The 14,543-nt window shown below is 53.1% G+C and carries 9 protein-coding genes and 1 tRNA gene; all 10 read right to left on the bottom strand.

Going from position 1 to position 14,543, the window contains the following annotated elements; all coding sequences use genetic code 11:
* Positions 1–1,175 precede the first annotated feature (1,175 nt).
* The 10 genes from A2273_11700 to A2273_11655 all read right to left on the bottom strand — a co-directional run bounded on the left by A2273_11700 (position 1,176) and on the right by A2273_11655 (position 13,314).
* Positions 1,176–1,535, bottom strand: coding sequence for a hypothetical protein (locus A2273_11700; protein ID OGF06548.1), 360 nt, complete (start codon positions 1,533–1,535; stop codon positions 1,176–1,178).
* A 49-nt stretch (positions 1,536–1,584) separates the two neighbouring features.
* Positions 1,585–2,259: a hypothetical protein gene (locus A2273_11695; protein ID OGF06547.1), complete on the bottom strand. Its 675-nt coding sequence runs from the start codon at positions 2,257–2,259 to the stop codon at positions 1,585–1,587.
* Between the two features lie 46 nt (positions 2,260–2,305).
* Positions 2,306–3,247 (bottom strand): hypothetical protein, encoded by a 942-nt coding sequence (locus A2273_11690; GenBank protein OGF06546.1) that lies wholly within the window; start codon positions 3,245–3,247, stop codon positions 2,306–2,308.
* Positions 3,248–3,329: 82 nt separating this feature from the next.
* Positions 3,330–4,199, bottom strand: a complete 870-nt coding sequence (locus A2273_11685; protein OGF06545.1) for a hypothetical protein — start codon at positions 4,197–4,199, stop codon at positions 3,330–3,332.
* A 30-nt stretch (positions 4,200–4,229) separates the two neighbouring features.
* The gene (locus A2273_11680) at positions 4,230–5,459 is read right to left on the bottom strand and encodes a hypothetical protein (GenBank protein OGF06544.1); all 1,230 of its coding nucleotides are present in this window, start codon (positions 5,457–5,459) and stop codon (positions 4,230–4,232) included.
* Between the two features lie 42 nt (positions 5,460–5,501).
* Positions 5,502–6,584: a GTPase HflX gene (locus tag A2273_11675; protein ID OGF06543.1), complete on the bottom strand. Its 1,083-nt coding sequence runs from the start codon at positions 6,582–6,584 to the stop codon at positions 5,502–5,504.
* A gap of 140 nt (positions 6,585–6,724) precedes the next feature.
* Positions 6,725–9,613, bottom strand: a complete 2,889-nt coding sequence (locus tag A2273_11670; protein OGF06542.1) for a hypothetical protein — start codon at positions 9,611–9,613, stop codon at positions 6,725–6,727.
* A 43-nt stretch (positions 9,614–9,656) separates the two neighbouring features.
* On the bottom strand, positions 9,657–11,489 hold the full coding sequence (locus tag A2273_11665; protein ID OGF06541.1) for a glutamine--fructose-6-phosphate aminotransferase: 1,833 nt from the start codon (positions 11,487–11,489) through the stop codon (positions 9,657–9,659).
* Between the two features lie 116 nt (positions 11,490–11,605).
* Positions 11,606–12,949, bottom strand: a complete 1,344-nt coding sequence (locus tag A2273_11660; protein OGF06635.1) for a phosphoglucosamine mutase — start codon at positions 12,947–12,949, stop codon at positions 11,606–11,608.
* Positions 12,950–13,238: 289 nt separating this feature from the next.
* A tRNA-Thr gene (locus tag A2273_11655) sits at positions 13,239–13,314 on the bottom strand.
* Positions 13,315–14,543: the final 1,229 nt, after the last annotated feature.

Below are 14,543 nucleotides of genomic sequence, written 5' to 3'. Positions count from 1 at the left end.
TGCTGCCAATCACCAGGCGAGGCTACACATATATGCCCCCATCGTATGTTAGCGCCTAACCAGCTCATCTCCGGGTTTACATTATAATCATAATCTTCACGCCCTTTAATTATTTGTGCATTAATACTATTATAATGTATATATTTAGAATAATCGGTATGTGTGGTAACAGCTTCATCTTGGTAATACTTTATGTCGGGCCAAATTCCAAATGTCGGATAAGAACCATGGCTACCCTCACCTGCTCCACCTGCTGCAGAAAGCGAACCCCCGACGAAGACGACAGGGTGTGTACCATCCAGTACATTATAAAAATTCTGGTATCCGCTTGGTTCTGTCCCTGTTGGCCAGCTAATAGTACAAAGATCATGGAAATAATAATAGATTCTTTTTATTTGTGCAGTTGCGGGGTCTTGGCCAGTTAAAACAACGTTAATATGTTCCCAATCTCCCTCATGATTATTCCAGCCATCGTTAAATGGGTAAAAAAAGTAATATTGGATCGTTGTTTCACCACTTTCTACAAATAGATGTGCGTATGTTGTTGCAGGATAGTTGGACCCTTTATCCCATGTAAAACTTGCTGTGCCGCTGGTAACAGTACGTCCGTTTAAATATGCATCATACCAACCACCCGGCTGGTCATAATAACCACCACCATTATCAGGACCGCCATAATCGGCATGTAGCCTTATGGCATATTTTTGATTTTTATAGTCGCTATCGGGTATATAGCCGCTATAAGTGTATGTTTCCGAAGTTACGTTCGAGAATTTACCCGTCGCAAAGGTTATAGGCATATCCCAAGTTGCTAAATAATCAATATATAATTGTTGGTAGACCCGAAATAAAGGACGGGTGCCACAATAGTCCCCACCAGCTAATGCATAAAACGAAACCCATAATTTTGGCACCTTATAATAATATTCCCTAACGCTATTATAACCGGTTATATAACTATTTACATGCATTATATCAACCGGCTCCGGGGCAACACCTCTATCGCTATACGGAAGCACTACGCAAGGTTTAAACCTTTCAACCAATGCCTGTTCAACTTCATCCGGCACACCATTACCATCTGAATCTGCAGCTGAACAAATTGATGCACTTAACAACAGGGCTATGAAAATTTGCTTTAGAAACATAATTATCACCTTGTTACAGTTGATCGTTTAGCGTGGTCCATCACTACCCAACTCGCTGGCCACATATCCGAGAAATAAAAATGTCACTATTATACCACCCACTATTGCCAACCCAATCAAAGCCTTTTTCTTTTCCTTGCGCAATTCTTCTTTTTCTTTATCGCTTATTTTTTGGCTAATAGTATCTGCCTTGGCAGTACTATCATTTTCGGCTTCCATTTTAGCAGTGTTATCGCTTTGTTTTATTCCATCAATTTTAACAGAACCTGCTTGCGCATCAGCAATACTATCAACTTGACTTTTTTCAATAACCTGCGCAGGCAAATAGCCCGCAAACAATATCAGTGAAAGAACTATGCACATATATTTTAATACTGGCTTGCACATTTTTTCTTCCCCCTGTATTTGTTTTTAATTTTCACAACTATCATCCTAATTAAAAATTATATTGAATAATTATATAGGGGTTAGCTTTCTTTGTTATATCATTTGACTTCCATGCAATACAAGTGTTTATTGTAGAATTACACGAATGCTTCAAGTCCTTCTTGCTTTGTTGCACAGCTGTAATATTATAGGCAACAGTTGCCATTAAGGGTGCAAATATACTTGAAACATAAACAGCTGGCCGATAATCTTCTGGTTTACCACTTATGTAACCGTATGACATTATCCCCAGAGGTATTACGTTTGCCATACCGACGGACCAAACAAGAGAACCTCTGGTTTTTAATGATCTGCCAACCACATACACTGTTATTGAAGAAATCGTGCAATATATGATGGGGATATCAAAAGGCTGATAAATATCAGATATCTCTCCATTTGTATTCGCATTTTCAGTAGGGTGTATTATTGAACCAATGGCCATCGTGCCCAGGGTACCCACAACTGTACTACCTCCCATTTCCAACATTAAGTGTTTCATGGGGGGGTAATAATATTGTTCACTATTCAGGTTGCTATTTATTTTTTTTATATTTATTGTATCTTGATATAAATCATCGCCATTTGCTGTTTCGTCCCTTTCAATATTCTGCGCCGGAATATATTCTACAAATAATAATAACGAAAGAATTGCGTAAATATATTTCAAAAAAGACTTGTGCATTTTAACCACCTCCGGTATCTAATTTAATACCCGCCGTTTCATAGTATCATTTCTTGATGGTCACCGGCATGGTGGCCGGCACATAGCCCTGCTGGGCCGCTATCTTCTGCCCCTCGGCCGAAGAAATATAGGTGATGAATCCGTGGGCCAGGCTGGACATCCCCTGGGAATAGGTCTGCTCCAGAACATCATTGACATACATATACAGGGGGTGGCTTAAAGGATAGTTCCCTTCATGGACCGTTTTCTGATTGGGATAAAAAAACCCGCTTTCCTTGACCTGGGCTATCTCCAGGGCTTTTATTCCGGTTTCCTTGACCGGCGGCCATACGTCCCAATCACGGTAAAGGGCGCTCATGGAGACCAGTCCTATGGCGCTGGAATGATTCTTTACCAGCTCGACTATCTGGGCGGTGGTGGTGCAGGGATATGTTTTGGCGGCATATCCCCCGCCGTCCATGACCAGCTGCTGAAAGTATTCGTAATGGCCCATATTGGGTCCGGGGATCACCGGGACCAGGTTTTCTATCTTGCCGCCCAACCGGCGCCAGCTGGTGATCCTTCCGGAAAATATCCCCGATAATTGTTCAAAATCCAGCCGCTGTATCTTATTTTGGGAATTGACAATCACCGCCAGCCCGTCGTAGGCTATCTTGTATTCTTTGGCCAGGCCGCCGTTGGTTTTGATTATGGAATCCTCGGTGCGGGTTATGGGGCGGTTCATCACCGCGATCCTGGCCCGGCCTTCGTTGAGAGCTGCAATCGCCGCCTTGGAGCCGCCTTCATCAACCGCGATATTGGATTTGGGGTACAGGGCCATAAAAGACTGGGCTTCGCGCCTGATCATTCTGATGGCCAGATCCTCCCCCTTGACCACTATCCTTCCGGCGGTCTGGGTCTCATCGGATTTGCTTTGTTGGGGGCCGCAGCCGAATAGCGACAACAAGGCCAAACCGAGGTAAGGCCACGATTTTATAAAATATTTCATTTTAATTAACCAGAATGTCAATTATAAATTGATATATATGTAAAGTCAAGAGAAAATCTTAAAAATATTCAATAATCTTTGGCTAATCCAGCAATTTCTCCCAGCCGGCCCATTCCCTTCCCTGGGGATTTCGCTGTTTTGATATCCGGAGCAGCGACCTTCCCAGGACCTTGTATAACTCCGCCCCCTGGGGAAAATCTTTTTTCAGGGCCTCCAGATGCCCGGTCACCGTTTGGACATCGCCCCGCTCGATGGGCCCGCTTAGTGAATTTTCCAACCCGTTCTCACCCAGGCTGTCAATCACCGTCCTGGCCAGGCTCTGGAGCATGGCTTCGGTTTTTCCCTTATCGGCCACCGTCGTTTCCATCATCTGGCCCGCGGCATACATCAGGGCCACCAGATAGTTCGAAGCCATCACGCTGGAGAGATGATACAGATTCTTTCGGGACGGCAGTATATCCACCGGAGAACAGTCCAGCGATTCTATCAAGGGCCTCAATCCTGCCAAGGCCAGGGCGTCTCCCTCGATCCCGAAATAGATGCCCTTGAAACGATCCCAGGGGCTCAAGCATCTGGGAAAGCTGGCCAGGGGATGCATTGAAGCAATGGAGGCCCCCAGCATCTTGTTGGCCACCAGGGCTGATGACGGCAGAAAGCCCGAACAGTGGCATAGTATCTGTCCCTTGGTCAGGGCCTGCCGGGAGGCCAGCTGATCGGAGACGGCCTTTACGCTGTCATCGGGAACCGCCAGGATCACGATCTCCGCCCCCCGGGTCGCAGCCGAGGGATCGCTGTCTGATACGGCCGGGTTTACCGCCCGGGCCGTTTCCTCCACCCTGGCCGGATCGATGTCGGACAGGCCGCTTAGGCGATAACCCTTTTGCCACAGGGCCAATGCCAGAGTGCTTCCCAGCTTGCCGACTCCGATTATTGCTAGGCTTGGTTTATCCATGATCCCTTTCCGTATCATTTTATCAAGGCGCTATCTTCCCGGCTCTTTTTTATTGTACAGCAGGTAGAAAGATACCGCCGAGACCGCATAACAGCCGGCCGTAAGATAATATGGCATGGCGTAGCCATAGCGCTGCATGGCCCATCCCGAGAAAGCGGTGGAGAAGGTCCAGGACAGGTTCCAGGCCATGGTAGCTATGCTGTTGACCGTAGCCCTGGCATCATCCGGGACTATCTCCATCATAAAAGCCGAGGAGATGGGCGAGGACATCTGCATCAGGCTGGCCCTCATCCAGAAGGACAGCACCGCAATGTAAAGAATTTTTTCCGCCCCCAGGCTTATCAGGAACGGCAGTGATAGCAGCTCCATGACAACCACGGTCCTTACCTTGCCGAAACGCTTGGCCAGGGCCGGACCCACCAGCACCGCCGCCAGGGTGAATATCTGGGACACCGAAAAATACAGGCCGATCTGGCTGCTGGAGGCTCCGAATCTTTTGGCAAAATACAGGTTGAAGAACGGTATCACCAGCCCCGCCCCCAGCCCGATCCAGAAGTTGCACCAGACGAACCCGCCGGCGGCCCTGAACCCTTGCCCCAGGCGCTTAAGGCTGATCAGACCAGATTTATCGTTGATTATTGGGGTCTGGGATATTTTAAATAGCGGCCACAGGGCGGTAAGGAATATGCCGGAGCCCAATAGCAGAGAAAAACGATAAGCCGTGAAAGTACTGCCGCCAAAAACATTCCTAACCCAGCCGGGAAGCCCTCCGGCCAAAAGGTTGCCGGCAATCCCGGCCGCCAGCATTACCGCAAACGAGGCCGAGAAGAGATGGGTCCGCTCCTCCGGGCGGCTGCTCTCCATCATAAAGGGAGCGGCGGACAGAACATAGAGCGTCGAGGCGACCCCTCCCAAAAAACTCAGGGACAGAAGGCCCGGGCCGTTCACGGTCAGAGCCCGGAAGATCGACAGCAGGGCCCCGGACAGGGTGCCGATGATCATAGCTTTTTTCCGGCCCAGCCGGTCGGAGAGGATACCGGCCGGAATGGCGGTGATGACCAGAGCCAACCCGCTTAGCGAAAGGATGCTGCCGATGATCCCCTCCTGCAGCCCTCCCTCGGTCAGATAGAGATTGAACAGAACCCCATAGAAAGAGAAACCGACGGATATCAGAAAGGTGGCCAGCAGATACAGCTTGGCATTCCGGGAGAAACGTCCGGTCAGTTTGAAATAATTACCCAAGAACCCGGCAGCCTTCATCTTAAAAGACCTTCATCTGTATATACCCGCCCCTGGCAACCTTTATTCCCCCCATCCCGGAGATTCCATTCTTTGCCGAATCATGTCCTCCAGCTCCCGGCGGCCCTCGCCGGTCAGGGCGGAAAGGAACGCCGCGCCGGGATAATTCCTCCGCAGGCCGTCCAGGGTATCCGGGTCCAGCAGATCCGTCTTGTTGAACACCAACAACTCCGGACGGTCGGCCTTGATCTCCTTTAACACCTCCTCCACCGCGGCGATCTCTTTAAGATAGAGGGGATGGGGGCTGTCCACCACCTGCAGCACCAGGTCGGCCTGGTTGACCTCCTCCAGGGTGGCCTTGAACGAGGCCACCAGCTGATGGGGCAGGCGCCGGATGAAGCCCACCGTATCGGTCAGCAGGAATTTTTCCCCCGAGGCCAGCACCACCGCCCGGGTGGTGGCATCCAAAGTGGCGAACAGCCGGTCCTCCACTTTGACCCCGGCCCGGGACAGCAGATTCATCAGGGTGGATTTGCCGGCATTGGTGTATCCCACCAGGGATATCTTGAAAACACCGGCCCGGGATTTTCGCTGGGTCCTCCTCTGCTGTTCTATCTTTTTAAGCTCCTGCTTGAGCCGGGCTATCCTATGCCTGATCTTTCGCCGGTCCAGCTCCAACTGTTTCTCTCCCGGCCCCCTGGTCCCGATCCCGGCCCCGGGGTCGGTCATCTCCAGTCCGGCCCCCACCAAACGGGAGAAGCGGTATTGCAGCTGGGCCAGTTCCACCTGGATCTTGGATTCGGCGCTTTTGGCCTGCCTGGCAAAAATATCCATGATCAGCTCCGCCCGGTCCACCACCCGGCAATCCAGCTGGGCCTGTATATTGGAGGCCTGGCTGGGGGTCAGGCTGTGATCGAATATCACCAGATCAGCCCGGCTGTCAGCCACGGCCAGCGCCAACTCCTCCACCTTGCCCTTGCCGATGAAATAGGTGGCGTCGGGACGGACCCGCCTTTGCACCAGGTGGTCTATCACCGAGGCCCCGGCGGTATCCGCCAGACGGGCCAACTCCTTTAAAGATTCCTCTTCCTCAAAGACGCTAGCCCGACCCAGCACACTGCCGACCAGAATGGCTTTTTGCTTCAATAGTTATGCCCCATAATTTGATTTGCCAGGTTCGCCGAATTAGGGAACGGGCCTCCGTTCGGCCAAAGTAATTGTCATCACCAATGTTTTTTGCCTGCCGCTAGACCAGAGGCCCTGGGATATGGATATTTTTGCCTGCCCTACTTGGCCACCTCCGCTTCCTTCTGCTTCAACTCCTCCTGGATGCGGCGGGTCAGTTCGGGCAGCATCCCGGCCTCCACCATCTTGTCGAACACCTCCAGTGCCCGGTCGTAATGGGCCAGGGCCTCCTGGTTGGCGTAGGCTTTCTTGGCTTTGTCCCCGGCCTCCACCGAATAGAAGAAGGCCGGCTCCCAGTTCTGGGCATGGAAGTAATGGTGCGACAATAGTTCCAGAGCCTCTTCTATCTTGTCCTCATTGGAAAGCTCTATATGGTCGCCGATGTTGTTGTGCAGTTCCCGCCGGCGGCTGAACGGCAGGCTGTCGTAGGCCACCTCCTGGGTCATGATGTGCTTGAAGTAATAGCTGCCCTCCTGCTCCGACAGCACCAGGTCCAGGCCTCTCAGGCTTTTGAGGTGGGGATTTATCTCGACCTTCTTGGGATATATCGCCTGCAAAATATGTTGGTCGAACTCGCGACCTATCACTGAAGAGATCTGAAGCACCTCCCGGGTCTCGGCCGGCAGGCGGTCGATGCGGCTCATGATCACCCCCTGAACGGTGTCCGGAATGTTGATCTTGGCAATATCGGTCGCGACCACCCGCCACTGGCCGTCCTTCTCGGCTACCACTTCCTGTTCGATCAGAGATTTGACCACCTCTTCCACGAAGAAGGGGTTGCCCTGGGATTTTTTCAGGATCAACTGCTCCAGTTCCGGCGGCATCCCTTGGATATCCAGCAGGGTCTTCACCAGTTCCAGGCTCTCCTCCCGGCTCAGCTCCTTGAGGGTCATCTGGCTGTGGTATTCCTTGCCGGCGAATTCGTGCTTGACCTCGATGGGCCGGTAGACTAGGCACAGCACTATGGGCTTGTCGCCGATATTGCGGGCCACGTAGTTCAGCAGCCCCAACGAGGCCCCATCGGCCCAGTGCAGGTCCTCGATTATCAGCAGCAACGGCTCCTGGGCCGCCCCCCAGCTGAAGATATCCAGCACCAGGTCGAATAATCTCTGCTGTCTGAGCTTGGCGTCCAGCGACTTGGTCAGCTCGCTCTCCGGCATGGGCACCCCCACCACCTCGCCGATGATCGGGGACCACTCCTTGAGAGCCGGGTCGATGATCTCCAGCATTTTGTGGATCCGGGATGTCTTGGCCTCCATGGGGTCGGCCTCCTTTATCCCCAGATAGCTCTTCAGCAGATCGGCCCAGGGCAGGTAGGAGATGGCCGCGCCGTAGGACTGGCAGTTGCCCACAAAGAAAGAGTACCCCCGCTCGGCCCAGTTTTGGATCAGCTCCCGGGACAGCCTGGATTTTCCGATGCCGGCCTCGCCCACCACCGATATTATCTGGCCCTGCCCGGAGATGCCTTTTTCCACGGCGCTGTTCAACAGTTCCTTTTCCTTCTGGCGGCCCACCATGGCCTTGGATTCCGTCATCCACTTGGCAAAGACATCCTCGCCGGTTTCATCCCTTTTACTTACCTGATATATGGTGATGGGGTGCTTCTTGCCCTTGAACTCCCTCTCGCCCAGGTTTTTGAATCCGAATTTTCCCGAGTTCTTCCGCTGGATGGCGGCGGTGGCCAGCAGTTCCTGCTCCCCGGCCGATGACATCAGGCGGGCCGCCAGGTTGACCTCGTCGCCCATCACGGTGAACTCCCGGCGCAGGGCCGAGCCGACCGTTCCGGCGAAGACATAGCCGCTGTTGACCCCGAATTTTTGCTTGACCCCGCCATAACCGAACTCCTCGCGACCCAGCATCTCCAGAGCGCACAGCAGGGCGCGTTCCTCGTCGTTCTCGTGGGCGATATGGGCCCCGAATAAAATCAGCACCTTGTGGCCCAGGGAACTGAAATCCACCTTGTTGACCAGCCCGCCATATCTCTCCACCACCTCCTGCAGGACCGAGAAATAATTCTGGGCCTTGGAAATGGCATGTTGATCATCGTCGAAATCCACCCCCCAGACGTTCAGGAACAGCATGGTCACCCGGCGATGCTCCCCGGCAACGCCTCCGGATTTGGGATCGGCCATGATCCTTTGTGTCAGCCAGCTTGAGAAATAAGGGCGGATCGCTTCCAGATGCTCGATGGACCGCTCGATATCCTCTGTCTCCTCCCGGCCGGCCGCTTCCAGATGGCCAACTTTTTCGTTCACTTTGACAAGTTTATAAGTATTGCCCTGGGCGGGTTCGGCGGTTATCTTGGTCTTGGCCTTATCATAAAGTTCCCGGCTGATCAATAGTTCTGCCCCGGAGGATAGGTCCTCCAGCTGGGAGGCATAGTTGGTGACCCGCCCGGCCATGAAATATTCCAGGTCCAGATCGCGCCGGCCCACGCTGAATATCTCGGTGGGACCGAAATGCAGGGCCAGGTGCAGGCTGATGGGGAAGGCCCCGGACGAGGTCTTGATCTCGGTAAAATTCTTGACCAGCTCCTGCATCTCAAAAGCAGCCTGCAGAGCCCGGAGATGGCTGGGCGAGGGCTCGCCCTCCACCGACTCGAAGCCGGCGCTGAAAGCGTCGCCGCCGAAGTAGACCACATCTCCGCCGTAGTTGTGAACGATCTTTATCAGCGGGGCAAAATAGCTGTTGATGATACCGGTAACCTCCTCGGCCCCCTCCCGTCCGATGCGGGACAGCCTCTCGGACAGCGCCGTGAAGCCGGTGACATCGGCCAGCAGCAGGGCCTGCTCCACCTTGGCCCCGCTATGGAGCTTTTGGGCATGCCTCCTGAATGCCGCGCCCGGCAGATAGGACCAAAAGACCCGGGTCAATTCGGACAGCTGGCGCAATGTCTGTTCCTTTTCGTTTTGGGAAAGTTTCCCGGCAAAAAATCTGGCGGAGGTCTCCTCTCCCAGATACCGGCCATAGGCTTTCTTGTCTGTTTTCATGTTCACCTGCCATTATGTTAAATTCTATAAGATCAAACCCATTCTATTCCACGGTCACGCTCTTGGCCAGATTTCTTGGCTGGTCCACATTGCAGCCCCGGAGCAAGGCGATATGATAGGCCAGCAATTGCAGGGGGATGCTGTTGATGATGGGGCCGAAATAGCTGTAGGTCCGGGGGACCTTTATCACGAACTCGGCCAGATGGTCTATGTCGTTGTCATCGACGTTGGCAATGGCGATCACCCGGCCTTTGCGGGCCCGCACCTCCTGAATGTTGCTGACCACCTTGTCGTACAGGGCGTCCTTGGGCACTATAAAGACCACCGGCATGTTCTCGTCAATCAGGGCGATGGGTCCGTGTTTCATCTCGGCGGCCGGATAGCCCTCGGCATGGATGTAAGAGATCTCTTTCAGCTTCAGGGCTCCCTCCAGGGCGGTGGGGAAATTGCTGCCCCGGCCCAGATAGAGAAAATTCTCGGCGTTTTTGAACTCTTGGGCTATCTTCTTGATCTGGTCGTCCAGTAAAAGCACCTGGCGGACTTTGTTGGGGATGTCGGCCAGGTCCTGGGCGATATTGGCCAGGGTCTTTTGCGGCAGACCCCGGTTCTTGGCCAACAGGATCGCTATCTGGCCCAGCACGGCGATCTGCGAGGTGAAGGCCTTGGTGGAGGCCACTCCTATCTCCGGCCCGGCGTGAATATATACTCCGGCGTCGGTCTCCCGGGCGATGGTGCTGCCCACCACGTTGACGATCCCCAGCACCGGAACCCCTCTGGATTTGGCCTCCCGCAGGGCCGCCAGGGTATCGGCGGTCTCGCCGCTCTGGCTGATGACCATCACCACATCGTCCGGCCGGATGACCGGATTGCGGAATCGGAATTCCGAAGCGTAATCCACATCCACCGGGATCCGGCCCAGCTGTTCCAGCATATACTTGCCCACCAGGGCGGCATGCCAGGAGGTGCCGCAGGAGGTGATGATTATCCGCCGGGCATTTAAAAGTTTGTCCATCACCGTATGCAGGCCTCCCAGCCGAACGTCGCCTTCTTTAGCCATCAGGCGGCCCCGCATGGCGTTCTCCAGGGAGGTCGGCTGTTCATTTATCTCCTTGAGCATAAAATGCTCATAGCCGCCCCGTTCTATCTGTTCCAGGGAAAAGGTGATCTTTTCGATCTGCTTGACCACCTCCTGGTCATAAATGGTCTTGGTATAGAATGAATCGGCCATAATGCAGGCCATCTCGTCGTCATTAAGATAGACCACCTGCCGGGTGTGTTCCACCAGGGCGGCGGCATCGGAGGCGATCAGGTTCTCACCCTCTCCCACCCCTATCACCAGGGGGCTGCCACGGCGGGCGGCGATGATCCTGTCCGGCTCTTTGGGAGATATCACCAGAATGCCGAAGGTGCCCTCCACCTCCAGCAGGGCGTATCTGACGGCGGAGAAAAGATCCCGGGTCTGCTTGTACATCTCCTCGATCAGGTGGACCAGTATCTCGGTATCGGTGGCAGTCCGGATCTGATGGCCGTCCTGGATCAGTTTTTTCTTGAGGGTGGAGTAGTTCTCGATGATCCCGTTATGGATGATGGCTATCTCGCCCTTGCAGTCCCAGTGGGGGTGGGCATTCAGGTCATCCGGCTCGCCGTGGGTGGCCCAACGGGTGTGTCCTATCCCCAAAGAAGCGGATAGTTCCTTCCCCTTGATCATCTCCGCCAGGTCGGCCACCTTGCCGGCCTTCTTCTCGATGATCAGCTTGCCTTCCTTTATCAGAGCCAGGCCGGCCGAGTCGTAGCCCCGGTATTCCAGGCGCTTCAGGCCCTCCATGATAAGGGGGACGCAGTTCTTGGTTCCGATGTAACCGACTATTCCGCACATAATGTTAGATGATGGTTAACAGGTTTTTGATGTCGGGATAAAATTAGAAAAGGGACACGGATTTCACGGATTATTCATATTAATTATCCTGTCTTTGGGCGATTCATGGATCGCCGCTACAATCCCCCGTTTATCTTCCTGACCAATATGCGGGCTTGCTTCTCCTCCCGCGCTTCGGCGATCACCCGCACTATCGGCTCGGTGCCGGAGGCCCGGATATGCACCCAGGCATCGGGCCAGGTATATTTAAGGCCGTCCCTTTTGTCAATTTTACATTGGGTGAATATTTTGGCCGCCCGGGCCAAAAACTTCTGGGGATCCTTCACTGTCAAGGTGGTCTTGATAATATAATATCCGGGAATTTTATCGGCAATCTGTGATAGTGGAATGTTCTCCTCGGTCAGCATCTGTAATATCAAGGCTATCCCGGCGGAGGCGTCCCGGGCGTAATTGAGCTCCGGGATGATTATCCCCCCGTTGCCCTCCCCGCCGATCCTGGCCCGGTGCTTTTTCATGGCGCCGACCACGTTGGCCTCGCCCACCGGGGTCCGTATGACGCTGGTCTTGAACTGGCCGGCCAGGTCGTCTATCATCCGGCTGGTGGAGAGGTTGGTGACGGCCTGGGTCTTGAAATGCGAGAACATGAAGCGGGCGGCCAAAGCCAGGGAATATTCCTCCCCGATCGCTTTGCCCTTATCGGAGACCAGGGACAGTCGGTCCACGTCGGCGTCGGTGGCAAAGCCGATATCGGCCTGGTGGGCGACGACAGCCTTCTCCAGTTCCTTCAGATTCTTGGCCTGCGGCTCGATGGGCCGGGAGAACTTTCCGCTGGTTTCGTTGTGCAGGGAGATGGCCCGGCAGCCCAATTCTTTAAGCAGCAGGCTGAATATCGGCCCGCCGGCCCCGTGGCAGGTATCTGTCACTACCTTGAATTTTTTTCTCCTGATGGCCGGAATATCCAGAAATGATAATTTAAGTATTTTGGCCACATGGTCGCCTATGGCATTGGGATAATCCTCGCTGCCGCCCAGCCGGTCATATTGTTTATAGGCAAACCTGCCGGAATGGAAAAGGGCGATGACCTTTTCGCCCTGGCCTTTATCTAAAAACAGCCCCTGGCCGGAGACGAATTTAAGGGCGTTCCACTGGGAGGGGTTATGGCTGGCGGTGATGGCGATGCCCCCCTTGGCCTTCAGCAGTCTGGTCATCAGCTGGACGGTGGGGGTGGGGACGATGCCGATCCTGATGACATCGCAGCCCACCGAGCGCAGTCCGGCCTCCACCGCCATTTCCATCACCGGTCCGGACAGGCGGGAATCGCGCCCCAGCACTATCGGACCGCCTCCGGCGAAGGTACCGAAGGCTGCGGCGAATTTTAAGACGGCATCGGTAGTCAGGCTGGTTCCGACCACACCCCTGATCCCGGCCACGCTGATCATTAATTTATCGTGATTGGACATATTTATCAACTTTATTTACCGTCCGCAGATTGACCCAGATCGCCGCAGACTAAATTTTCTACTTCCATAGGAACACCATCTGGCAAATCTGCGAAATCTGTGGATAGGGGAAACCGGACATGGAGCCGCTGATCCGTGTATGACAGTTTAAAGCCCAAAGATTAACGTTTAAAGAATAAAAACCTTTGTGATCTTTGTGCCCTTTGTGGTTAAAGAAGCCATTCATGGAGCCGCTGATCCTCCTGCGTCCGCCTTTGGCGGACTGCGGCGGACAAGCCTAAGCCCAACATGGAGCCGCTGACCGGAATCGAACCGGTGACCTACGCTTTACGAGAGCGTCGCTCTACCAACTGAGCTACAGCGGCAACCTTATGTTTACGAATAATTTGTGGAACAGGCGGTTTTAATGATTTTGCCAGAGTGTCTAAATAGTGACCACCATCTTCACGGACCAGTCTTTCCGACACCGCCACCGCCCTCTTTTTACTTTCGGGGGCCGAGTGTGCATAGCGCATTGTCGTCGTTATGGACTGATGACCCAATAATTCCTTAACCGTCACCAGATCCACGCCACCCTTGATCCAGTTTGAAGCACATGTATGACGAAGCGAATGCATGGTAAAATGCGGGGCACCTGCTCTCTTGACCGCCTTGTTGAAAGCTGTCTTGATGCTGGTGACCGGAAGATTGGATCTTTCAAAAACGAAGACATAATCCGAAGTTGACTTGACCTTCAGGTCTTTAAGCATTGCCATTAAAACGGCATTAATGGGAATCTTCCTGGTCCGATTGTTCTTTGTGATAACTACCGTGATCCCCTCCTGCTCAAAATCAACTTGGGACCACTTTAGTGTCAATATCTCACCAAGCCTCATACCTGTATGCAAGGCCGTAAAAACTATCGGATAGACATGACCGTTGCAGGCCCTCAGAAGCTTGCCGACCTCTTCATCGGTCAATATTCGGTCCTGAACATTATCCACCCGCAAAAACCGGACATTCTTGAAAGGATTGGAGTGCAGCATATCCCACTTGATCGCCAAGTTTAGCAAAAACCTAAGCACAATCATTTCTCTATTTACCGAAGAGGGCTGAACGTGCTTCACCCGCTTGCCCTGGTAGTCTTCGATCAGTCTGGGATTGATGTCATCTAAATAACACTGTCCAAAATGCGGCATCATACTTTTCAGAGCGACCTGGTCCCGCAGCCATGATATCTTTCTGATCGCTTTGATATGATCCATGTATGTTTTTGCAAAATCGCTGAAGCGGACCCTCTGAGCCTTCTTGATCCGGTAGTATCCTCGGACCTTGTCTCCCTCGATTGTAGCCAGTGTATCCTTAGCTAACTGCTTGTTGGCACCAATGCGTTTCCTAAACCGCCGGCCCTGAATCCGGTAGTCGATGTAGTAAACACCATTTCGTTTAAAAATACCCATATCGTCTCCGTATTCTATCATATAAAGGTTAAAAATGTCAATTTCAACTTTGTGCTGTGTGGTAGACTAATGATTATGTCAGGGGTTAACTGATTTGTGATAAAGTCAGGGTATGAGCAAAGAAAGAATCACCCTGACCATGAGCGAGTTACACA

The sequence above is a fragment of the Candidatus Edwardsbacteria bacterium RifOxyA12_full_54_48 genome (assembly GCA_001777915.1).
Taxonomy (GTDB): domain Bacteria; phylum Edwardsbacteria; class AC1; order AC1; family EtOH8; genus UBA2226.
This window is presented reverse-complemented; position numbering and strand designations above follow the sequence as displayed.

Excerpts from the sequence above, each read along its gene's own strand:
- A2273_11700 (OGF06548.1), bottom strand. The coding sequence starts at position 1,535 with ATGTGCAAGCCAGTATTAAAATATATGTGCATAGTTCTTTCACTGATA.
- A2273_11695 (OGF06547.1), bottom strand. The coding sequence starts at position 2,259 with ATGCACAAGTCTTTTTTGAAATATATTTACGCAATTCTTTCGTTATTA.
- A2273_11690 (OGF06546.1), bottom strand. The coding sequence starts at position 3,247 with ATGAAATATTTTATAAAATCGTGGCCTTACCTCGGTTTGGCCTTGTTG.
- A2273_11685 (OGF06545.1), bottom strand. The coding sequence starts at position 4,199 with ATGGATAAACCAAGCCTAGCAATAATCGGAGTCGGCAAGCTGGGAAGC.
- A2273_11680 (OGF06544.1), bottom strand. The coding sequence starts at position 5,459 with ATGAAGGCTGCCGGGTTCTTGGGTAATTATTTCAAACTGACCGGACGT.
- A2273_11670 (OGF06542.1), bottom strand. The coding sequence starts at position 9,613 with ATGAAAACAGACAAGAAAGCCTATGGCCGGTATCTGGGAGAGGAGACC.
- A2273_11665 (OGF06541.1), bottom strand. The coding sequence starts at position 11,489 with ATGTGCGGAATAGTCGGTTACATCGGAACCAAGAACTGCGTCCCCCTT.
- A2273_11660 (OGF06635.1), bottom strand. The coding sequence starts at position 12,949 with ATGTCCAATCACGATAAATTAATGATCAGCGTGGCCGGGATCAGGGGT.